At 67.8% G+C, this 21,462-nt stretch carries 15 protein-coding genes; 10 read left to right on the forward strand and 5 right to left on the reverse strand.

The window, feature by feature from the left end:
* Positions 1-228 precede the first annotated feature (228 nt).
* From metX to HLH29_RS16680, 4 genes are all read left to right on the forward strand, one after another.
* Positions 229-1,383 carry a homoserine O-acetyltransferase MetX gene (gene metX, locus HLH29_RS16665; RefSeq protein ID WP_182968512.1) on the forward strand — a complete coding sequence of 385 codons (1,155 nt, stop codon included), beginning with the start codon at positions 229-231 and terminating at the stop codon, positions 1,381-1,383.
* Positions 1,384-1,386: 3 nt separating this feature from the next.
* Positions 1,387-1,992: a methionine biosynthesis protein MetW gene (metW, locus tag HLH29_RS16670; protein ID WP_182968513.1), complete on the forward strand. Its 606-nt coding sequence runs from the start codon at positions 1,387-1,389 to the stop codon at positions 1,990-1,992.
* Positions 1,993-2,022: 30 nt separating this feature from the next.
* Positions 2,023-2,940 carry a BadF/BadG/BcrA/BcrD ATPase family protein gene (locus tag HLH29_RS16675; protein ID WP_182968514.1) on the forward strand — a complete coding sequence of 306 codons (918 nt, stop codon included), beginning with the start codon at positions 2,023-2,025 and terminating at the stop codon, positions 2,938-2,940.
* Positions 2,941-3,219: 279 nt separating this feature from the next.
* A complete protein-coding gene (locus HLH29_RS16680; RefSeq protein ID WP_182968515.1) occupies positions 3,220-4,494 on the forward strand; it encodes a DEAD/DEAH box helicase in 1,275 nt (424 codons plus the stop codon).
* 142 nt (positions 4,495-4,636) lie between these two features.
* Here the strand turns inward: HLH29_RS16680 and HLH29_RS16685 are convergent, their stop codons facing one another.
* From HLH29_RS16685 to HLH29_RS16700, 4 genes are all read right to left on the reverse strand, one after another.
* Entirely contained in the window at positions 4,637-6,106 is a 1,470-nt protein-coding gene (locus HLH29_RS16685) for an MFS transporter (RefSeq protein ID WP_182968516.1), read from the reverse strand.
* Between the two features lie 64 nt (positions 6,107-6,170).
* Complete coding sequence (locus tag HLH29_RS16690) at positions 6,171-8,699, reverse strand: putative bifunctional diguanylate cyclase/phosphodiesterase (protein ID WP_182968517.1); 2,529 nt, start codon at positions 8,697-8,699, stop codon at positions 6,171-6,173.
* 492 nt (positions 8,700-9,191) lie between these two features.
* Positions 9,192-11,708, reverse strand: a complete 2,517-nt coding sequence (gene glgP, locus HLH29_RS16695; RefSeq protein ID WP_182968518.1) for an alpha-glucan family phosphorylase — start codon at positions 11,706-11,708, stop codon at positions 9,192-9,194.
* Positions 11,709-11,735: 27 nt separating this feature from the next.
* Complete coding sequence (locus tag HLH29_RS16700) at positions 11,736-13,808, reverse strand: glycogen debranching protein (RefSeq protein WP_182968519.1); 2,073 nt, start codon at positions 13,806-13,808, stop codon at positions 11,736-11,738.
* 312 nt (positions 13,809-14,120) lie between these two features.
* Between HLH29_RS16700 and HLH29_RS16705 the strand changes: the two genes are divergently transcribed.
* Entirely contained in the window at positions 14,121-15,536 is a 1,416-nt protein-coding gene (locus HLH29_RS16705; RefSeq protein ID WP_246374347.1) for a mannitol dehydrogenase family protein, read from the forward strand.
* Positions 15,537-15,619: 83 nt separating this feature from the next.
* Here HLH29_RS16705 and HLH29_RS16710 read toward each other — a convergent pair whose 3' ends face one another.
* Positions 15,620-16,321: an HPF/RaiA family ribosome-associated protein gene (locus HLH29_RS16710; protein ID WP_338030274.1), complete on the reverse strand. Its 702-nt coding sequence runs from the start codon at positions 16,319-16,321 to the stop codon at positions 15,620-15,622.
* A gap of 185 nt (positions 16,322-16,506) precedes the next feature.
* Here HLH29_RS16710 and HLH29_RS16715 point away from each other — a divergent pair, with 185 nt between their 5' ends.
* From HLH29_RS16715 to HLH29_RS16735, 5 genes are read left to right on the forward strand one after another with little or no spacing between them, the layout of a single operon-like run.
* On the forward strand, positions 16,507-17,514 hold the full coding sequence (locus HLH29_RS16715; RefSeq protein ID WP_338030275.1) for an HlyD family secretion protein: 1,008 nt from the start codon (positions 16,507-16,509) through the stop codon (positions 17,512-17,514).
* On the forward strand, positions 17,511-18,434 hold the full coding sequence (locus HLH29_RS16720; RefSeq protein ID WP_182968522.1) for an ABC transporter ATP-binding protein: 924 nt from the start codon (positions 17,511-17,513) through the stop codon (positions 18,432-18,434). The genes HLH29_RS16715 and HLH29_RS16720 overlap by 4 nt, the downstream gene beginning before the upstream one ends.
* On the forward strand, positions 18,434-19,558 hold the full coding sequence (locus HLH29_RS16725; RefSeq protein WP_182968523.1) for an ABC transporter permease: 1,125 nt from the start codon (positions 18,434-18,436) through the stop codon (positions 19,556-19,558). The genes HLH29_RS16720 and HLH29_RS16725 overlap by 1 nt, the downstream gene beginning before the upstream one ends.
* Positions 19,558-21,033: an efflux transporter outer membrane subunit gene (locus HLH29_RS16730; protein ID WP_182968524.1), complete on the forward strand. Its 1,476-nt coding sequence runs from the start codon at positions 19,558-19,560 to the stop codon at positions 21,031-21,033. Before HLH29_RS16725 ends, HLH29_RS16730 begins: the two co-directional genes overlap by 1 nt.
* A 36-nt stretch (positions 21,034-21,069) precedes the next feature.
* Complete coding sequence (locus tag HLH29_RS16735) at positions 21,070-21,306, forward strand: hypothetical protein (protein ID WP_246374348.1); 237 nt, start codon at positions 21,070-21,072, stop codon at positions 21,304-21,306.
* The last annotated feature ends 156 nt before the right edge of the window (positions 21,307-21,462 follow it).

A 21,462-nucleotide genomic window follows, 5' to 3' on the forward strand; every position in this document is an offset into this window, starting at 1 on the left:
ATCAAGGCCGCTCCGCTCCGATGCTCAAAAACCACCGCCAGACGCGTGGCTGGCGCCACGCTTCCGCTCACCATCGGAGCTTTTGCAACAGCCTCTGCGCATGGGATAATGGATTTGGGCGCAGCCTCCTGTTGCGTGTGTTCGGCGCTGGTGCCATAGGACGACCGACCGTGACGGGGATGTTGCCCGCGCCCTGCAATCGTTCATGACGGAATGCCTGCCCGCGCAATGGACCAGACAACGCCCACCCAGATCGAGCATGCGCACATGCTGTTTCCCGAGGGGATGCAGCTTGAATGCGGTTTCCGGCTGGCGCCGGTGCGGGTCGCGTATCGGACCTATGGCACCCTGTCGGCGGCGCGGGATAATGCGATCGTGGTCTGCCATGCCCTGACGGGCGACCAGTATCTGGCCGAAACCCACCCGCTGACCGGCAAGCCGGGCTGGTGGAGCCGCATGGTCGGGCCGGGGCTGCCGATCGATACCGACCGGTTCTTCGTCATCTGCATGAACGTGCTGGGCGGCTGCATGGGCTCGACCGGGCCGCGCGATCCGCGCCCCGACGTGGCGGGCGAGCCGTGGGGCACCGATTTTCCGCCCATCACCATCCGCGACATGGTGCGCGCGCAGAAGCTGGTGGTCGATGCGTTGGGCATTGCCCGGCTGTTCGCCGTGGTCGGCGGCTCGATGGGCGGGATGCAGGTGCTGGAATGGGCTGCCACCTTCCCCGACATGGTCTTCGCCGCCATGCCGATCGCGACCTCGCCCTTTCATTCGGCGCAGAACATCGCCTTCAACGAGGTGAGCCGGCAGGCGATCTTCGCCGATCCCGACTGGCATGGCGGGCGCTACTGGGAGCAGGACGCGGTGCCGGCGCGCGGGCTGGCGGTGGCGCGGATGATGGCGCACATCACGTACCTGTCCGAAGAGGCGCTGACGCGGAAATTCGGCCGCCGGGTGCGGCGCGACCCGTATAACCAGGCGGGGGCGATGTCGCTGTTCGGCGAGATCTTCGAGGTGGAGAGCTATCTGCGGCATCAGGGATCGTCGTTCGTGCGGCGGTTCGATGCCAATTCCTATCTGACCATCACGCGGGCCATGGATTATTTCGACCTGGGCGCCGACCATGACGGGGACCCGTCGCGGCCCTTCCATGGCACGCGCACGCGCTTCTGCATCGTCTCGTTCACCTCCGACTGGCTGTTCCCGACCTCGCAGGCGCGGCTGCTGGCCCGGGCGCTGAACCGCGCGGCGGCCAACGTGTCGTTCGTCGAGATCGACAGCGACAAGGGGCATGATGCCTTTCTGCTCGATGAGCCGGATTTCGACCGGACGGTGCGCGGCTTCCTGTCCGGCGCCGCCGAACATGCACGGATCGGCTGACCCATGCGCCTTGACCAGCGGCTGATTGCCGACATGATCCGTCCCGGCACGCGGGTGCTCGACATCGGCAGCGGTGACGGGGCGTTGCTGGATTACCTGTTCCGCACCCGAGGCTGCGATGCGCGGGGGATCGAGATCGACATGCGCGAGGTCACGCGCTCGGTCGCCCACGGGCTGCCGGTGATGCATGGCGATGCCGACCATGATCTGGCGCATTATCCCGACGAGGCGTTCGATTATGTGGTGTTGCAGCGCACCTTGCAGGCGGTCGAGCGGCCGCGCGAGGTGCTGCGGCAGATGCTGCGGATCGGACGGCATGCCATCGTCTCGTTCCCCAATTTCGGCCATTGGCAGTTGCGGCTGAAGCTGTTGACGAGCGGACGGATGCCGATGACGGCGGTGTGGCATACGCCGTGGTACCAGACGCCGAACATTCATCCGTGCACCATCCTCGACTTCCTGATGCTGTGCCGCGAGGAAGGCTATGTGGTCGAGCAGTGGATGGCGGTGGACGAGGATGGTGAGCGCGCGCCGTGGCGCCGCTCCATCCGGCTGGCCAATCTGTTCGGTGAGCAGGCGCTGTTTCTATTACGCCGCCGGGGACATTGAGCTGTTGCTACAGACACTGACGGACCTGTCGTGACGGGCGGCCCTGCCGTTCTGGTCGGGATCGACGGGGGTGGGACGCGGGCGCGCCTGCGGCTGGCGACGCCGGAGGGTGTTCTGCTGGCCGAAGGGGAAGGCGGACCCGCCAATATCGCCACCGATGCCGGGCAGGCGTGGGATTCGATTGGTCAGGCGCTGGATCTGGCGCTGTCGCGGGCGGGCCTGTCGGGTGCGGAATGCCGGCTGGTTGCCGTGGCTGGGCTGGCGGGGACCGAGGTGAGCGGGGCCGTGGCGCGGTTCCTGGCCCGGCCGGCGCTGTTCGCGCGCCTCGATATCGTCTCGGATGCCTATACGTCCTGCGTCGGGGCCCATGCGGGCGAAGACGGGGCCATGATTGCGGCCGGAACCGGGATGGTGGGGCTGGCTATCGTCGGCGGGGCCACCCGGCGGGTCGGGGGGTGGGGCTTTCCGCAGGGGGACGAGGGTGGCGGGGCCTGGATCGGGCTGGAGGCTGTCCGGCTGATGCTGCGCGCGGGTGATGGCCGGGCGCGGCCCACGCTGTTGAGCGAGGCGGTGCGCGCGCGGCTGGCGGATGAGGGGGCGGAGCCGATGCTGTGGGCGGTTGGTGCGCGGGCTGCAGATTTCGCCCGGGTGACGCCGCTGGTCTGCGCGCTGGCGGAGCAGGGGGACGTGCAGGCGCGGGGGCTGCTGGCCCGTGCCGGGGCGGAGGTCGAGGCGCTGCTGGCCGCCCTGCGCGCGGCGGACGGTTTCGGGGCGCTGCCCTGCTGCCTGCTGGGCGGGCTGGCGCCGGTGCTGCTGCCTTATCTTTCCGCCGGTGCGCAGGCCGGTCTGTCGGTGCCGAGGGGGCATGCGATCGACGGTGCGATGCTGCTGGCGCGGCGGCTGCATGAGGCCGCCCCGGAGGCGCCCGGAGACAGCCAGCCGGAATAAGGACTTGCGGTGGGGAGCGCATGCGGGTAGAAGCCTCGCCCGTGGACGGTCCCCGCCTGTCCCGTATCTGGACTTGTACGCGCGTGCCTTATTGATGCGGGGGGCACGGACTGGACGGACAAGAGACCCTTTCTGACCCACGGATTACGGTGAATGACAGCGTGCCCTGCCAGGCAGGGGCGCGAACCGTGCGTCGTGTTTTCCTTTCAAGTCTTTCCGGATGCTCATCCTGTCGTGAGGAATCCGGCCATTGCCGAGTGCCCGGAGGCGCTTCATTTCATGACGACTTTTGCCGACCTTCAGCTTGCCGAGCCGTTGCTGCGCGCGCTGAACGAGGAAGGATACACCACCCCGACCCCCATCCAGGCCGGGGCCATCCCGCACCTGCTGGCCGGGCGGGACCTGCTGGGCCTGGCGCAGACGGGCACCGGCAAGACGGCGGCCTTCGCGCTGCCGATCCTGCATCGGCTGCTGACCCATCATCGCCGTGCCGCCCCCAAGGGCGCGCGCGTTCTGGTTCTGGCGCCGACGCGCGAGCTGGCATCGCAGATCGATGAGAGCTTCAAGGCCTATGCCCGCCATATGCGCCTGAGCCATGCCGTGATCTTCGGCGGTGTCGGCCAGGGCCGGCAGGTCGAGGCGATGCGCCGTGGCGTCGACGTGCTGGTTGCCGCCCCCGGCCGTCTGCTGGATCTGATGGGCCAGGGCCATATCGACCTGTCCGGGCTGGAAGTGCTGGTTCTGGACGAGGCCGACCGGATGCTGGACATGGGCTTTGTCCGCGACATCCGCCGCATCGTGGCCGAGCTGCCGCGCGACCGGCAGACGCTGCTGTTCTCGGCGACCATGCCGCGCAGCATTGCCGAGCTGGCGCATGGCCTGCTGCGCGACCCCGCGACCGTGCAGGTCACGCCGCCGTCCAGCACCGTCGACCGTATCCGCCAGGCGGTGATGTTCGTCGATACCGACAAGAAGCGTGACGCGCTGCAGATGCTGGTGGACTCGCCCAAGGTCGAGCGCGCCGTGGTGTTCACGCTGATGAAGCATGAGGCCAACAAGGTCGCCGCCTTCCTGAACGACCACGGTATCGTGGCCGAGGCGATCCATGGCAACAAGTCGCAGGGTGCGCGCGAGCGGGCGATGTCGGGTTTCCGTTCCGGTGCCGTCAAGGTGCTGGTGGCGACCGACATTGCGGCGCGCGGCATCGACGTCGATGACGTCACGCACGTCTTCAACTACGACCTGCCCAACGTGCCGGAGAGCTATGTTCACCGGATCGGCCGTACGGCCCGCGCCGGGCGTGAGGGCTGGGCGGTGTCGCTGTGCGATGCCGAGCAGCGGGCGTGGCTGCGCGATATCGAAAAGGCGATCGGCAAGCCGATCCCGGTGGTGATGGAGCATCCGTACCATTCCGAGGCGGCCGAGAAATCGACCATGCGGCCGCCGGTATTGGGCGGCGGCGGTGGCCGGGGCCGTGGGGGTGGCGGCGGTGGCCGCAACCAGTCCCGCTCGGGCGGCGGGCAGCATCGTGGCGCTCCGCGTCGCGTTGCCTGATTGAAGGGGGCGCTCCGTTGGAAGACGGGGCGCCCTTTCTTCTTTGGGGGGAAGGTCTCTTCTTTTTCTGAAGAAAAAGAAGCAAAAAGACTTTTATTCGTCTTGGGTCATCGTATGGCCCAGCAAAAAACTCCTGAACGAATCAAAGTTTTTTGGTTCTTTTTTTCAAAAAAGAACATCCTGTCAGAATACCCATGGCCGGCATGATCGCGAACAGCGCGAACACCCAGAATGCCGCCCTTTCGGCCCCCACCATGCCGCCAGGGTCTGCCAGGCCGGCAATGTTGGCGATCATGCCGGCCCAGGCACCGGCCAGTGCCGTGGTGTAGAGCTGCACCGTGGTCAGGGAGGCCGAGGCCAGGTCGCGGTCGGCGGGCTGGGCGGTGAGCAATACGCGCGTCAGCAGATGCGGCCACGCCGTGCCGACGCCCAGGCCCACCATCAGGAACGTGACGCAGACGGGCGCCATCGCCTGCCATGCGCCATCGGTGGGCACGGACAGATAGAAGGCCAGGAAGAGAATGCCGGCCAGCCCCAGCGCGGGGGCGGCGACCAGGGCGCATGCGACGCGGGCAGGTGGGGCGCCGGCATTGAGGATCGAGCCTGTGGACCAGCCGGCGGCCATCAGTACCGACAGATAGCCGGCGGTAAGGGGGGGCTGGCGGTGCAGATCCTGCAAGAAGAGCGGCGCGAAGATCTCGATCACTTCCACGGTCAGGGCCAGGCAGCCCATCAGGGCGTATAAGGGGGCCAGACTGGAGCCCCAGACCAGCGCGCGTGCGGGCAGCAGGCGCGTGCCGCCCTGCCGTTCGAGATGGGCGAGGCAGGCGAACAGGCCCAGCACGATCAGGCATCCGGCCAGGTTTTCCCATCCATGCGGGCTGGCGCCGGCCACGGCCAGGCACAGCACCGAGCCGACCATCAGCGCGATCTGCCGCCAGGCGATGCCGGGGAAGCTGCCGGCTTCGACACCGGTGGTGCGCGGCAGCACGCAGGTTGCGAGCGTGGCGAACGGGATCGACAGCGCCGCCAGCGTCCAGAAGGCGGCGCGCCAGACGCCCAGCCCCGCGAACAGGCCGCCAATGGCCGGCCCGATCAGCGTGGCGACGCCCCACATCGAGGACAGCATGCTCATGGCCCGTGGCCACAGGCCGGGCGGGAAGACCAGCCGGATGACGGCATAGGCCATCGAGACCAGCAGGCCCGAGCCGACCCCCTGCATCATGCGCCCGGCCAGCATCACCGGCATGGCGGGAGCGGTGGCGCACAGCACGGCGCCGGTGGCGAAGATGGCGACCGCGATTGCGTAGGCGGTGCGGGGGCCGAAACGGCCCAGCGCGCGCGCCGACAGCGACGAGCCGACGATCGAGGCCGCGACGAAAAGCGATGTGTTCCACGTGTAATAGCGCATGCCGCCGATATCGCGCACCGCCGAGGGCAGCACGGTCATGGCCATGTACAGGTTGATGGCATGCAGCACGACGCCGGCGGAGAGGGTGATGGAGCGCGCCGCGTTGCCGCCGGAAAACAGGGCCCCCCAGCCGGTCGCGGCGCGGGCCGGCCGTGCCGCGGAATGGGGGAGGGGTGTCCCCGACGGGGTATCAGAGCTCATGAACGCTGCCTGTTACTGTCCGACAGCCCACTGTGCAACCTGCGGGATGGGAGGGATGCGGCTGCTATCCGTGGCTTTCGTCGTGGATGGGCCAGTAGATCGGCGGCTGGAGAAGCGGGCCGGGCCGGGCGAACAGATAGCCTTGCCCGTAATCGCAGCCCAGTTCCCGCAGGATGGCGGCCTGGGCCTCGGTCTCGATTCCCTCGGCGACGACCTGCTTGTGCAGGGCCTTGCCGAGCGAGATGACCGAGCGGACGATCTCGTGCGCGTTGCGGGCCGGCATCGTGAGCTGGCGGACGAAGGACCGGTCGATCTTGATGATGTCGACGGGGAAGCGCAGCAGATGCACCAGCGACGCGTAGCCGGTGCCGAAATCGTCGAAGGCGATGCGGATGCCGGCCGTGTGCAGGACGTGCAGGGCCTCGGCGATCTCGTCGGACGCATGGTCGAGGGCGATGCCTTCCGTGACCTCGACGCAGAGCCGGTGGGGCGGGACCCCGGCCTCCTGCAGGCGATTGAGAATGTGCCGCCCCGCCGCCGCCCCGCGCAGATGCACGCCGGTGAAATTGACCGCGATATAGGCCAGCCCGTCGCCGACATCGGACAGCGCGCTCAGGGCGATGGAGATGACTTCGTCCTGCAGCCGGGGGCCGATCGTCTCGTCCATCAGCAGGATCTGGAAATCGGGCGGCGCCAGCAGGCCGAGTTCCGGATGGTTCCAGCGCAGCAGGGCTTCGTTGCCGCGTTGGCGGCCGGTCTTCAGATCGATCAGGGGCTGGTAGTAGAGCGTGAATTCCCCCGCCGCGAGGGCGTGGGGGGCGTCGGCCAGCAGCCGCGCGGCCAGGCTGTCGGCGCGGTCGAATTCCGCGGTGTAGGGCTGCCTGCGCCCGCCGCCGCGCTGCTTGGCCCAGTACAGCGCCCGGTCTGCCCGATGCATGGCGGAGACCGGGGAGCCGTTGCATTCCGTCTGTCCCACGCTGAACCAGAGCGACAGGGTGCGGCCGGATTGGGACCAGGGTTCTCCCTGAAGGGCATCGAGCCTTTCGAGCAGCGCCTGTTCCACCGATCGGGGCACGAGGATGCCGAATTCGTCGCCCCCCAGCCGGGCGAGGGCGGTGCCGTCGGGAACGATCTGGCCGAGGCGCATGGCCATGTGACGCAGCAGATTGTCGCCCAGCTCCTGACCATAGGAATCGTTGACCGATTTCAGGTGATCCACGTCGATCAGCAGCAGCGTGGTCAGCGGGTCGGCCTGGTCGAGCGCCGCCTGGAACGCGGCGCGATTGTCCAGCTGGGTCAGATGGTCGGTCATTGCCGCGCGGCGCAGCGTTTCGGCTTCGGTCTGCATCACGGCCATCGCGCGAGCTGCCCTGTCGCGCGCGCGCCCGATATCGCGCAGCCGACAGGCGACGGTGACCGACAGCGCGACCGCTTCGAAGGCGATGCAGGCGAATGTCGCCATGTCGATCGTGTCGCTCTGGGGCAGGAAGCCCATATTGCGGGCCAGCCGCACCATGAAGACCGCAATGACGGGCAGCCAGCCCAGCAGGAAGAACCAGATGATCCGGCTTCGCCTGCGGATGGCGACGGCAATCGTCGCGGCAATCCACACGACGTCCAGGATCAGCACGGCATTGAAGACGCGATCGGTCCATACGGGCGGGAGCAGCGTGTCGGCCGCCGCGGCGAAGCCGGCGAGGGTCGAGAGAACGGTCAGGACATAGCCTGTCCACAGCAGGTATTTGTGGCGGGCCTCGAACTCGATGAGGGTCAGCAGGAGCATGGTTCCGGCGGCGACCGTGGCACCCAGGAAACAATCGCTGAGCCTGACCGCCAGCGGGCCGGTCAGGCGGTCGTCGAACAGGCCGAGGAAATTCGTCCAGGAAAGGCAGTAGCCCAGCGTCAGCACGGTCCACACGGCATACCAGATCTGGAAACGATCGCGGCGCCCGTTATAGGTGGCCAGGTTGTAGACCATCGCGGAGATCAGGGCCCCGATCAGCACCCCGATCAGGATCAGCCAGGCCATGCTCCGCGCGGCTTCCTCATCAGGGGTGCGGGCTTCGATCTTGCGGATGAAGATGGCGCCGTCGAGATGATGAAAGCCGATCGACAGGCTGGAGATTTCGACACCGGGGGAATCGAAGGCGAATCGCAGCAGGCCGCCGGGGGCCCAGTCATGGCCGACCCCGCCGTCGGCATAACTGTAGTTCTGGATGCTGCCGTCGCTGTTCGTTGCGGCGACGGTTATGCGATCGAAACGATTCTCGTCGAGAAGCAGCGCCCAGCCCGCAGGCAGGTCCTTCAGCACGGACGGGTCGGAGAGATGCAGCCAGACCCATCCGTCCGTCCTGGGCGGCGTTGCGCAGCCCCGGATGCTGTAGGCAGACCGGGCCAATTGCTCCACCATGCCGGCGGCGCCGTCCAGGCAGATGGACGGGTGCAGGTCCAGAGGGTCGGCATGGGCCGGCACGCCCAATGGCGAGATCAGCATTGACAGCAGGATCGCCAATGCACCTTTGAGAGCCCGTTTGGAAATGCGCGCTGGAGGCGGTCCGACGCGCGCGTCCTGCGCTTCGGTGCTCACTTCCATACAGGCCGCTCCGCTCCGATGCTCGGAAACATACGCCGGGCGCAGCCCGTTCCAGGCCGCTTTCGCTCACCAGCGCGCATTTCCAAACAGGCTCCGAGCATCAGAAGGTCTTTATCCGTATTGCGGCTTCCGCCGTAGCCAGGGGGAGGACAGGCTGATTGATTCCCACGATTGACCTTATACTGAGTGTTGAGGTGCGGTATCGTGTGTGGTCCTGAGACGTCAGGCAAGGTCCATATGGACGATTCCTGCCTGGTTCATTGTTCGTGAGCGGCAAATATAACTAAAGAGCCGCAACAGCATATGCGCTCGGCGTGCGCTGGTCGAGAGGCGAGTGAGGATGGCTTGCCGGGCCGCCGGCCGATGATCATGCGCCCCGTGGGGAGGCCTGTGCCTGTACCCTGGCGCGCCTTTATTGTATCGGGTGTGGAATTTTTATCCTTTTGCATCCCGTCCGGTGATTCAGGGCCTTTTCATGTTCGGGATGGCATTTCATCGCTGCCAGGCGATATGCGTGCTCTCCAGCGGGATCGCCACGCCGCAATGGGCCGGGATGACGCGCACGGTATAATCCGTCGCCGGCCGGTCCAGCCCGGTCGTTACTGTATAATGGGTCATGCCGTTCGCGTCGGGGCAGCCGTCGAGGGGGATGGTCGTGACGAAGGGCGGGCCGCCATCGACGGGGTTGGCGTAGAGCTGCACCTGGATCGCGTCGGGTGGAATGTGCCCGAGGAAGAGTGATACCGCCACGTGGCGCTGCCCGTCCTGTTCGGAGATCGTTACCGATTCGATGCGCATCTGGGGCCAGCATGTGTCGAGCATGTCCTGCCATTGCAGGATGTCGTGCGCCGCCTGTCCGCCATTGGCCAGGCGTGCATGGTAGCGGGTGGCCGCCGGCAGGTAGAAATGGTCGGTATAATCGCGCACCACGCGGTTGGCGGAAAAAAGTGGTGTCAGGCGCGCCATGCTTTCGCGCATCCGTGCGACCCATGCGGCGGGAATGCCCTGGGCATCGCGGGCGTAGAAGGACGGAGCGATTTCGGATTCGAGCAGGGTGTACATCGCATCGGCCTCAGCCGCGTCCACCGCCGGGTCCTCGCCATGTTCGCGCCCGTCGCCCAGGGCCCAGCCGAGTTCGGGCGCGTAGGCCTCGGCCCACCAGCCATCCAGTTCGGACAGGTTCAGCCCTCCATTGACCAGCACCTTCATGCCGCTGGTGCCGCTGGCCTCCCACGGGCGGCGGGGGGTGTTGATCCACAGATCGACCCCCTGGACCAGGATTTCGGCCAATGCCAGGTCGTAATCGGTCATGAAGACGACGCGGCCGCGGATATCTGGCCGTTGCGAGAAGGCGATCCAGTGGGTGATGAGCTCCTGCCCCGCGATGTCGGCGGGGTGGGCCTTGCCCGCCAGCACCAGCTGCATGGGCCGATCGGGGTGGGACAGCAGGCGGGCCAGGCGGTCCGGATCGTGCAGCAGCAGGTCCGGCCGCTTGTAGGTCGCGAAGCGGCGGGCGAAGCCGAGCGTCAGCACGTCGGGGCTCAGGGCCGGGACCGGCCGGCCCGACAATCCGGCGGCGTCGGCATAGCTCTGCCGCTCGGCATACAGGGCGGAGATCTTGCCGATGAAGGAGCTGCGCGCCTGACAGCGGGTGAACCACAGGATGCGGTCGTCCAGTGCGCGGATGCGGTCGGCCACGCCTTCCTGCGTGCCGCGCCAGCGCTCGGTGCCGGCGGCTTCGGTCCAGAGCGCGTCGGCCTCGATCGAATCCCAGCTTGGTGTATGCACGCCGTTGGTCACGTGGCCGACCGGGACCTCGGATTCGGGCCAGCGGGGGAAGAGGGGCGCGAACAGGCGGCGGCTGACCGCGCCGTGCAGGCGTGACACGCCGTTGACCGCGCCGCTGGCGCGGATGGCCAGCCAGGTCATGTTGAAGGGCTCGCCCTGATCGTCAGGATTGGCGCGGCCGAGGGCCAGCAATGTGTCCAGTGGAATGTCGAGCTGGTTCTTGGCGTAATTCGAGAGATAGGTCCGGAGCAGGTCGGCCGGAAACCGGTCGAAACCGGCCGGTACGGCGGTATGGGTGGTGAACAGCGTGCCCGCCCGTGCGATGGTCAGGGCCTGGCGGAAGGGGATCTGCAGCCGCTGCATCAGGCCGTGCGCGCGTTCCACCGCGGCGAAGGCGGCGTGGCCCTCGTTGAGATGGCAGACATCCGGCTGGTAGCCGAGCATGTCGAGCAGACGCCAGCCCGCGATGCCCAGTGTGAGTTCCTGGCGCAGCCGAAGGTCGTCGTTGCCGCCATAAAGCTGGGTCGTCACGCAGCGCACGGCCGCCGGATTGGCCGGGTCGTTGGTATCGAGCAGATAGAGCGTCGCGCGCCCGACGATGGCCTTCCAGGCCCGGACCCAGACATGCCCCTGGCCGAAACGGAACGGAATCCGCAGCACGTCGCCATCTTTCGTCAGGACGGGACTGACGGGCAGTTGGGACGGGTCGTTGAAAGGATAGAGCGCCTGCTGCCGCCCGCCCGGTGTCAGTTCCTGCCGGAAATAGCCCTGGGCGAACAGCAGGCCGACCGCCACCACGGGCACGCCGAGGTCGCTGGCCGCCTTGAGCTGGTCGCCCGCCACGTTGCCCAGCCCGCCCGAATAGATCGGCAGCGCCTCGCTGAGCATGTATTCCATGCTGAAATAGGCCACGCAGGACAGGGCGGATGTGTCGTGCGTCTGGGCGAACCAGGTCGGGCGGCGCAGGCGTTCGGCCTGGGCGGCCATGGCATCGCCGACCGCGCGGCGAAAGGCGGGCTTGCCCAGCAGTGCCTTGAGATGCGCGCGCGAGGCGTTGTTCAGCGTCGTCCACGGATTCCGGGTGTGGGCCCAGCAATCCGTGTTGATCTGGTGCCAGAGCGCGTCGGTCGCGTGGTTCCAGCTCCAGAGCAGATCCAGCGCGAGGCTGTTCAGCGCGCGTTCCGCCGCGCGTGGGGTCAGCGTGGGACTGTCGGCCGCCATGTCACCTCTCCGTAGCTGTGGTTCCTGCTATTCCGTGATCGTGTCGTGCCGCCCGCGCAGTAGGACGCGGATCGAGCGGGCCTGTGCGGGCAGGCGCGCCATGTCGCCGACCGGCGGTGCCGTTTCGGCGGCGAGAATGTCGGCGGGCGGGGCGGCGGCGGTGTCGATGAGGCTGCGCCATGGCGCGCCGCCCCGTGCGGCCTCGGGCAGGGCGAAATGCAGCGTGTCGTCCCAGCCGTTGATGAAGACATAGAGATCGTCATCCTCCATCGCCGTGCCCCGCAGGAAGAAGGCCAGGCTGCGCGAGACCGGGCGCAGATCCGGGTCGCCGCCATCGACGCCGTGCCACGAGACATCGTCGCGCCAGCCGACGCTGCGCGCGATCGAGGGGTGGGCGGTGCGAAAGGCGATCAGCATGCGTACGAAACGCAGCAGGGCGCTTTCGTTTTCCGTCAGGCGCCAGTCGAGCCAATTGGTTTCGTCATCGCGGTCATAGGGGTTGGGGTCGCCGCCCCGGCTGTGGCCGAATTCGTCGCCCGCCTGGAACATCGGCGTGCCGTTGGCCATCATCAGCAGGCAGAAGGCGTTGCGCGTCTGGCGGCGGCGCAGGGCCAGGACCTGTTCGGGCGCGCCCTCGGTGCCTTCATGCCCGCAATTGGCGGCGATCTGGCCTGGATCGTCGAACGAGAACAGGTCGCGCAGCGTCAGCCCGTCATGGCTGGCGATGTAATTGACGCTCTGATAGGGGCGCGCGGCATGGGCGCGGTCGTCGGGGAACAGGTCGGTGCTGCCGTAGAGGCGGGTCATCAGCACCGGCACGCAGCCATCGTCACCGCGCAGGAAGCAGCGGATATCGTCGCGGAAATGGGCGTTCCATTGCCGCCAGCTCCGGCCCGGAAAGGCCCGGCCCAGTTGCATCAGCGAGCCGTCGCCGACCCAGGGTTCGGCGATCAGCCGTGTCTGCCACCATTGGGATGCGGTGGACAGTTCGGTGATGATCGGCGGTTCCGCGAGATTGACGCGGCCGTTTTCGTCGACCGAGAACATCGAGGCCAGGTCGAAGCGCAGGCCGTCGATGCCCATCTCCGCGATCCAGAACCAGGCGCTGGACAGGATGAGCTGCCGCACCACCGGCGCCGCCACGTCCAGATCGTTGCCGCAGCCGCTGCGATTGGTGGGGCGGAACGGGGTGCCGGGTGTGCTGGAATAATAGCTGGGATTGTCGATGCCGCGATAGGACCAGACCGGGCCGCCCGGATGGTCCTCGGCGGTATGGTTGTAGACGACGTCGAGAAAGATCTCGATCTCGGCTTCATGCAGGGCGGCGACCATCGCGCGGAATTCGCGCCATGCCGTATCGACCGCGCCGTCCGAGGCGTAGCCCGCGTGGGGCGAGAAGAAATTGAGCGGCATGTAGCCCCAGAATGTGCCGTGGACCGGGTCGCGCTGGAAGACCGGCATCAGTTCCACCGCCGTTATTCCCAGCGCCTTGAGATAGGGGATGCGCGCCGTCAGCGCGGCGTAGCTGCCGCGCTGCGCCTCCGCCATGCCGGAGGAGGGGTGGCGGGTGAAGGCGCGGACGTGAAGCTCGTAGATGATGAGGTCGTGATCGTGGCGACGGGGGCGCTGGATGGCGGGCGGGCTGGCGCCGGTGCGATCGGGCAGGACGCCCAGCGGTGCGCGGCCGGCCGTCGGCCCCGGCCGGCAGGCCGCCGCGCGGTCGAAGTCGGGCGGGAAGAACACGCCGCGCGCATAGGGGTCGAGCAGCAGTTTCTCGGCGTCGAACAGCAGCCCCTCTTCCGGCCGGTGCGGGCCGGCGACGGAATAGCCGTAATAACAGGCGTCGCCGGCCTGCCCGGCCGGTACGCGGGCATGCCACATGTCGCCCGTCTTGTTGTGCGGCATGCGGACGGGCAGGCGCAGGCAGGGGGTGATGAGGTCGTCCGCGCGATAGAGCAGCAGGGTGATGGCGGTGGCGTTGCGCGAGAAGAGGCTGAAATTGAACGCCTGTTCCTCGGGCAGCCAGACGGCGCCGGGCGGGAAGGGCGCGCCATCGGCCGAGGTGAAGCTCCTGCTGACCGGCAACGGCGCGTTCGGCATGGCCCTGCTCGCCACGGATGGGGTTCGCGCGTAGCTTAGCGGGATCGGGGCGGAAAGGCGAGAAAATCCGGCGGCGAGCGGGAATGTTTTCCGGTTTTTTCTGTTGTTATATCGTGATGAAAGATCATTAAAAATAAAGGGAAATATTGGAGTTTGTTTTGAATGTGTGAAAAATCTTGAATTTTCCTGATAATTCCTGTTTAATTGATTTTACTAATAAAGCTTATGGAGGTTGATGTTTTGCGATTGAGCCGTTCCGCATTATCCAGTCTGCCCGCTGCCGTCTACAGGCCGCAATTCGATCCGGCCCTGTTGAAATCCGGGCTTTTGCATCTGGGATGCGGAAGTTTCCATCGCGCGCATCAGGTCGCGGCGACGCAGGCGGCCATCCATCACGCAGGGGAGGACGGGCTGCGCTGGGGCATTGTGTCGGCCACGATGCGTCGGCCGCTGCTGGCCGAGCAATTGCGGGAGCAGGAGAATTGCTACACGCTGCTGACCCGCGAGCCGGACGGCACGGTGGCCTCCGTGATGGCGGCGATCTCGGAAGCCGTTTTTGCCGGGGCCGATCCGGCGGCGTTGATCGGCCGGATTGCCGATCCGCTGATCAGGGTGGTGACGCTGACGGTGACGGCCAGCGGTTATCATATCACGGCCGAAGGACGGCTGGACCCGGAATCCGCCGCCATTCGCGAGGATCTGGAGCGGCCGTTTCCCCGGACCGCGCCCGGCATCCTCGTGGCGGGGCTGGATCTGGTGCGGCAGCGCGGGGGCGTGCCGCCCGTGGTGCTGAGCTGCGACAATGTGGCCGAGAATGGCGATACGCTGCGGCAGGTGGTGATGGATTACGCATCGCTGCGCGGCGACGATGCGCTGTCGGCGTGGATTGGCGCGCATGTGGTCTTTCCCAACACGATGGTCGACCGGATTACGCCGCCGTTCCAGGAGGCGGATCTGGACGATGCGCGGCTTCTGCTGGGGGGCGTGGAAGATGCGATCCCGGTTTCGGCCGAGCCGTGGTTTCAGTGGATCATCCAGAATTTCGACGGTGAGCGGCCGGTCTGGGAGGCGCATCCGGGCACCCGTTTCGTGCGCGATGTCAGCGTGTTCGAACGGGCGAAACTGCAGATGCTCAATGGCACGCACATGATCCTGGCCTATGCCGGGGGGCTGGCGGACCTGCCGACGGTGGCAGAGGCCGCGACCGATCCGGCGCTGGGGACGATCGCCACGCATTTCATGCGTCATGAGCAGTCGGCCGGGGTCGATCTGTCGGACGAGGATCTGGATTCCTATGCCGCCGGGCTGATGACGCGGTTTCGCAATCCGGGCATCGCGCATGATGTGGAGCGGATCGGGCGCAACGGGTCGGCGAAGATGGCCGCGCGGGTGATTGCGCCGATGCGCGAGAATCTGGAGGCCGGTCGCCCGGTGACGGGGGCCGTGCTGCTGATTGCGTGCTGGATCCGCTGGTTTGCGCTGCATGAGCAGGAAGCCCTGGAAATCGGCCTGACGGACCCGCGTGCGGATGTGCTGCGGCAGATCTGCGCCGATGCGCGGGACGATCATCGGGCGCAGGCGGAAGCGTTTCTGGCGATGGAGGAAGTGTTCGGGCCGCCTCTGCCGGATCATGACGGGCAGGTTGCGGCCATTGCGGACATGCTGCGGCGCCTGACGGATGGTGATGTGCGGGCTGTGCTGCGTGAGGTTGCGAAAGCCTGTTCGTAAAGGTGCCTGAATCCATCCCGGTTATGATGATAGCCGGGATGGAAAGCGTGCGTGTGCCGGCGGCTTTGGGCGGCCTCCCGTATTCAGGACGATGGATCGGATTTTCCGCCCACACGCACGATGCTGGCCTGGGAGCCGTTTACGCCTTCGCTCACGACCAGGTGTACCGGACTGCCGACCCGCAGGCGATCAAACCCGTCGTCGGCCACGCTATGGCGATGGAAATAGACCTCTCGCCCGTCATGCGTCGTAATAAAGCCGTGATCCGCCTCGGCGACGAACCGGGCAACGTGGCCCTCCAGCCAGAGGGGCTCGTGGTGCTTGACCTGGGTTCCGCGGATGCGGACATGGTCTTCCAACTGCCGGATGGCAGCGTCGAACGCATCCCGCACGGCGACATAGGCATCTTCATGTGCATGATCCTGCGACCCTTCGCGCCCGACGACGATGTCGCCTCCTGGCACGGTGATGACCAGTCTCACACGATAGAGCTGGCCCTGACGATGGTGCCGGTGGGGGATCTCGACCGTCACGTGGCATCGCTGGATATCGTGCTCGAACCGCGCCAGAAGTGACGCCTTTTCGCGGATTCTGGCTTCCAGCGTCGATGAGGGCGCCATATTCCTGAACGTAATCAGCACGGGAATGGTCATGACATCGTTCCTTTGACAGACTTGAACGTGCTGGAACCAGACCGGTTTCGGGCATGATCTTCGGAGGTCGGCGGCCAGGGATAGGTTACGGCGCGCGCACTCCTGACGGCTGCCCCTCCTTGATCCGGACATGCAATGCGCCAGTTCGCGTTCTGTAGAACGGACATGGATCGATGCGTTCAGCGTGAGCGTCTGAAATGATTCTTCTGTCCCCAATAAAATTCAGCTGAGGCGCGCGACGCGGCGCCCGGGGTGCCGTTATCGCGGCGTGCGGCATACGCGAAGGGTCAGGCGATGGTCGAGGCGCTGGAAGCACGGTGACGCGGGTGGGTCTCCGCCGGGCCGGCGTGGTCGGGGTCGTGCTGTTGCTGGCGGCGGTCCTGTGGTGGGGGCTGTCGTGGCGTGCGGTGCCGATGACGTTGCAGGGCTATGTCGATGCGGATTTCGTAAGGATCGGTCCGACGCAGGCCGGGCTGCTGACCGGGCTGCATGTGATGCGCGGCGATCAGGTGCGGGCGGGGCAGGCGCTGTTCGACCAGGACGATGTGGCCGAGCGCGCCGCGCGTGACCAGGCAGCGCGCCAGGCCGAGGAAAGCGCGCGCCAGTTGGCAAACCTGCAAGGCCCTGCCCGCGAGACCGAAATCCGCCAAGCGGCGTCGAACCTGGCGGACGCCGAGGCGACGCGTGACCGCGCGCGGGCCGACCTGCGCCGGCTGGAGGCGGCGGCCCCGGCTGGCGCCGCGACGATGCAGGCGCGTGACGCCGCCCGCGCCGCCTGGCGCTCGGCCGAGGCCCGCGTCGCGGGGCTGCGCGCCGCGCTGGACCAGGCACGCGCTCCCAGCGGCCGAACGGAGCAGATCTTCGCCCAGGCGGCGACGGCGGCGGCGGCGCGCGCGGCCCTTGCGATCATGGACTGGCGATTGTCGCAGCGCCATGTCGTGGCGCCCGATACCGGCGTCATCGCCGATATCATGGCCTGGCCGGGCGAAGTGCTGGACGCCGGCACGCCGGTCATCTCGCTCCTGCCGCCGGGGCATATCGTGATCCGCCTGTTCGTGCCGGAGGGCATGCTGGCGCGCATTCATCCGGGTGACAGGGTGGGGCTGGCTTGTGATGGCTGCCCGTCCGGGCTGGAGGGGTATGTGGATTTTATCGCGCCGCATGCCGAATACACACCGCCGCTGATCTACAGCGACCAGAGCCGGGCCAAGTTGGTCTATATGGTCCAGGCGCGGCCGCGCACCGGCCAGGCGGAGATGCTCAATCCGGGCCAACCGGTGACGGTCAGTCCGCCGTGGGCCACCAGGCGGGGGAATGGGCGATGAACGGCCCGAAGCCCGAGGATTACGTCATAGACGTCCATGACCTTCGCAAGGATTTTGGGACGCTGCGCGTGGTCGACGGGCTGAGCCTGCGCGTGGCACGGGGCGAGATCTGCGGCTTCCTGGGCGCGAATGGCAGCGGCAAGACCACGACCATTCGCATGTTGTGCGGGCTGCTGGTGCCCGATGCGGGGCGCGGGACCTGCCTGGGGCTGGACATCATCCGCGATGCGCCGCGCATCCGCCGGCAAGTCGGCTACATGACGCAGCGCTTCAGCCTGTATGAGGACCTGACGGTGCGGGAGAACCTGGAGCTTGTCGCCGGGATCTATGAACTGTCGGACCCGCGCGGCGCGGTCGATGCCATGCTGGACCGCATGGAGCTGCGCGGCCGGGCCAGCCAGTTGGCCGGCCAGTTGTCGGGCGGCTGGAAGCAGCGGCTGGCGCTGACGGCCTGCGTGCTGCACCGGCCGGCGCTGCTGCTGCTGGACGAGCCGACGGCGGGGGTGGATGCGCGGGCGCGGCGCGCATTCTGGGACCTGATCCACGACATGGCCGGCGGCGGGCTGACGGTGCTGGTGTCCACCCATTACATGGATGAGGCGGAACGCTGCGCGCGCGTGGTCTACCTGGCCGGCGGGCGCATCGTCGTCCAGGGCAGCGCCGGGGAGTTGCTGGCCCGTGTCGGGCTGGTGACGTTCGAGGGCACGGGCGACGGGGTCGAGGACGCGGTGCGGCGGCTGCGCGAGGCGCCCGGGGTCGAGGCCGCGACCGTCTTCGGCCGGGCGCTGCATGTCGCGGGGATGGACCGCGCGCGGCTGGAGGAGGCCATTCATGCGCAGGGGGGCGGGCTGGCATGGCAGGAGGTGCCGCCCCGGCTGGAGGATGTGTTCATCCATCTGCTGGGGCAGGAGGACGGGTGATGGGCATGCTGTCCGCCCGCCGGCTGCGCGCGCTGCTGCGCAAGGAATGGCTGCAGGTGCGGCGCGACCCGATGACCCTGCGGCTGATCATCGCGCTGCCGGTGATGCAGTTGCTGATCTTCGGCTACGCCATCAATTCCAACCCGCACGACCTGCCGACCGGGGTGTTGATGGCGGAGCCGTCGCGTTACGAGCGCACCATCGTCGCCGCGCTGCGCAATACCGGCTATTACCGGACCCGCCTTGTCGGGTCGGAAGCCGAGGCGGAGGCGGATATCGCGGAAGGGCGGCTGCTGTTCGTCGTCGACTTCCCGCCGGGCTTCGACCGTGCGGTGGACCGGGGCGAGGCGCCGTCGGTCCTGGTCGATACCGACGGCACCGACCCGACGGCGGTGGGCTATGCCACCGCCGCGCTGTCCGGCCTGGGCGACGTGCTGGCGCGCGACCTGCCGCCGGCAAGGCGGGGCATGGCGTTGCCGGTGCCATTCCGCTTCGTGGTGCATACCCGCTACAATCCCGAGCAGTTGACGGTGTTGAACGTGGTGCCCGGGCTGATCTGTGTCGTGCTGATGATGTCGACGCTGATGCTGACCACGCTGGCCATCACGCGTGAGCGCGAGCGCGGGACGATGGAGAACCTGCTGGCCATGCCGGTGCGGCCGGTCGAGGTCATGCTGGCGAAGATCGCGCCCTATATCGGCATCGGCTACCTGCAGGTGCTGGTCATCCTGCTGATCGCGGTGCTGCTGCTCCACCTGCCGGTGCATGGGTCGATCCTCCTGCTGTTCGGGGTGCTGGGGGTGTTCATCGCCAGCAACCTGGCCTTGGGGATCACCTATTCCACGCTGGCGGCCAACCAGATGCAGGCGCAGCAGATGGCGCAGTTCACCATGCTGCCGTTCATGCTGCTGTCGGGCTTCGTCTTTCCCTTCCAGGGCATGCCGCGCTGGGCGCGCGTGATCGGCGAAGGGATGCCGACGACCCACGCCATGCGCATCGTGCGCGGGGTGCTGCTGAAGGGAAACGGGCTGGCGGAGATCCTGCCCGACCTGTGGCCGATCGTGCTGTTCACGCTCTGCACGGTCGCGGTCGCCGTGCGCTTCTATCGGGAAACGCTGGATTGATGCGCCAGGCCGTCCGGGCGGGGTGCGTCGCGGGCCTCGCCTGGGTGGGGGGCTGCACGGTGGGGCCGGCCTTCCACGCCCCGCGCGCCGAGGTGCCGGCGGCGTGGCATGATGTGTCGGCCCATGGCGGTGGTGTCGCGTTGGTGGCGCGGCCCGATCCCGGCTGGTGGCGGATGTTTCACGACCCGGTGCTGGACGCGTTGGTGGCGCGGGCCATGGCGGGCAATCCGGGTTTTCAGGAAAACAGGGCGCGCATTGTCCAGGCGCGGGAGCAGGAGGCCGCCCAGCGCGCCGCGGGCCTGCCGGAGCTGGGAACCTCGGCGCGCTATACGCGCGAACGGCTGGGCGAGGCGGGATTGTTCTCGGTGCTGGGGGGCGCGGGCAGCGGCACGGGGCAGCCGGCATTCCTGGGCGGGATCGGCGGCCTGACGCAGGGGACGGACCTGTATCAGGTCGGGTTTGACGCATCGTGGGAACTGGACCTGTTCGGCCGGGTGCGGCGGTCGGTGGAACAGGCACGGGCGCAGGTGGCGGTGCAGACCGCCCGCCAGGGCGATGCGCGGCTGACGCTGCAGGGCGATGTTGTGCGGACCTATCTGCAATGGCGGGCGACCCAGGCGCTGCTGGACGCGGCGGGCGAGGTGGCGGCGGCGCGGGCGCGGACGGCGGCGCTGCGGGCGTTCCAGCGCCGACTGGGGCTGGCAGACGGCACGGATGTCGACCTGGCCGGCGCGGCGCTGGCGCGGGCGCAGGAGCAGGCGGCCGGATTCCAGCGACAGGCGGGACAGGCACTGAACCGGCTGGCCATCCTGACCGGGCAACCGCCGGGGGAGCTGGATGGCCCGCTTGCCGCATTGCGTCCCCTGCCGGACCCGCCGCCGCGCGTGCCGGTGGTGCTGCCGGCGGCGCTGGCCCGCCTGCGGCCTGATATTCGCGCGGCCGAGGCCGATCTGCACGCCGCCACCGCCGGGGTCGGCGCGGCGGTGGCGCAGCTTTATCCCGACATCACGCTGTCCGGGCAGGTCGGCCAGCGCACGCTGACGCTGGGCAGCCTGGCGGACTGGGGCAACACGTTCTACCAGTTCGGCCCCGCGATTTCCCTGCCGCTGTTCCAGGGCGGGCGGCTGCGGGCCGCGATCCGGTTGGCCCGCGCACAGCAGCAGGAGGCCGCCCTGACCTATCGCCAGCGCGTGCTGGACGCGCTGGGCGAGGTGGAGGATGCCCTGGTCGCACTGCGCACCGACCGCGCGGCGCGGGAGAGCGACCGGGCGGCGGTGGCCAGCATCAACGCCCGGCTGGCCCTGGCCCGAACCCGCTATCGCGACGGGACCGGCGACGCGCTGGCGGTGCTGGACGCACGGGCTGATCTGAGCACCGCGCAGCAGGACGACATCCAGGCGCGGCTGGCGGTGCTGCTGGACGTGGTGGCGCTGTGCAAGGCGACGGGCGGCGGCTGGCCGGAGGCCGGGGGCTAGCATCCTTTCGGATGGGGGTTTTCAGCGGACACGCACATGATCCTGGCCTATGCCGGGGGGGGGGGGCGGATCTGCCGACCGTGGCAGATCTGCGCCGATGCGCGGGACGATCATTGTGCGCAGGCGGAAGCGTTTCTGGCGATGGAGGACGTGTTCGGGCCGCCTCTGCCGGATCATGACGGGCAGGTTGCGGCCATTGCGGATATGCTGCGGCGTCTCACGGATGGGGATGTGCGGGCTGTGCTGCGTGAGGTCGCGAAAGCCTGTTCGTAAAGGCGCGCGCGACCGCGGCTATGGCCGGGGAAGAACGAACCCGCTGCGCGGGAATGGTGTAGCGTGGCTGTCTGTCACCACGGCGTGAAACAGGTGTTTTATTTGAAGCTGACCTGATGGTCCGCCGCACTCTGGCTTGTGTCCAACACAAGGAGC

The sequence above is a fragment of the Gluconacetobacter tumulicola genome (assembly GCF_014174215.1).
Taxonomy (GTDB): Bacteria; Pseudomonadota; Alphaproteobacteria; order Acetobacterales; family Acetobacteraceae; genus Gluconacetobacter; species Gluconacetobacter tumulicola.

What these genes read in the sequence shown, in the direction of transcription:
- metX (WP_182968512.1), top strand. Translation starts at nt 229, where the DNA reads ATGGACCAGACAACGCCCACCCAGATCGAGCATGCGCACATGCTGTTT.
- metW (WP_182968513.1), top strand. Translation starts at nt 1,387, where the DNA reads ATGCGCCTTGACCAGCGGCTGATTGCCGACATGATCCGTCCCGGCACG.
- HLH29_RS16680 (WP_182968515.1), top strand. Translation starts at nt 3,220, where the DNA reads ATGACGACTTTTGCCGACCTTCAGCTTGCCGAGCCGTTGCTGCGCGCG.
- HLH29_RS16685 (WP_182968516.1), bottom strand. Translation starts at nt 6,106, where the DNA reads ATGAGCTCTGATACCCCGTCGGGGACACCCCTCCCCCATTCCGCGGCA.
- HLH29_RS16690 (WP_182968517.1), bottom strand. Translation starts at nt 8,699, where the DNA reads ATGGAAGTGAGCACCGAAGCGCAGGACGCGCGCGTCGGACCGCCTCCA.
- glgP (WP_182968518.1), bottom strand. Translation starts at nt 11,708, where the DNA reads ATGGCGGCCGACAGTCCCACGCTGACCCCACGCGCGGCGGAACGCGCG.
- HLH29_RS16700 (WP_182968519.1), bottom strand. Translation starts at nt 13,808, where the DNA reads ATGCCGAACGCGCCGTTGCCGGTCAGCAGGAGCTTCACCTCGGCCGAT.
- HLH29_RS16710 (WP_338030274.1), bottom strand. Translation starts at nt 16,321, where the DNA reads ATGTCCGGATCAAGGAGGGGCAGCCGTCAGGAGTGCGCGCGCCGTAAC.
- HLH29_RS16720 (WP_182968522.1), top strand. Translation starts at nt 17,511, where the DNA reads ATGAACGGCCCGAAGCCCGAGGATTACGTCATAGACGTCCATGACCTT.
- HLH29_RS16725 (WP_182968523.1), top strand. Translation starts at nt 18,434, where the DNA reads ATGGGCATGCTGTCCGCCCGCCGGCTGCGCGCGCTGCTGCGCAAGGAA.
- HLH29_RS16730 (WP_182968524.1), top strand. Translation starts at nt 19,558, where the DNA reads ATGCGCCAGGCCGTCCGGGCGGGGTGCGTCGCGGGCCTCGCCTGGGTG.
- HLH29_RS16735 (WP_246374348.1), top strand. Translation starts at nt 21,070, where the DNA reads ATGATCCTGGCCTATGCCGGGGGGGGGGGGCGGATCTGCCGACCGTGG.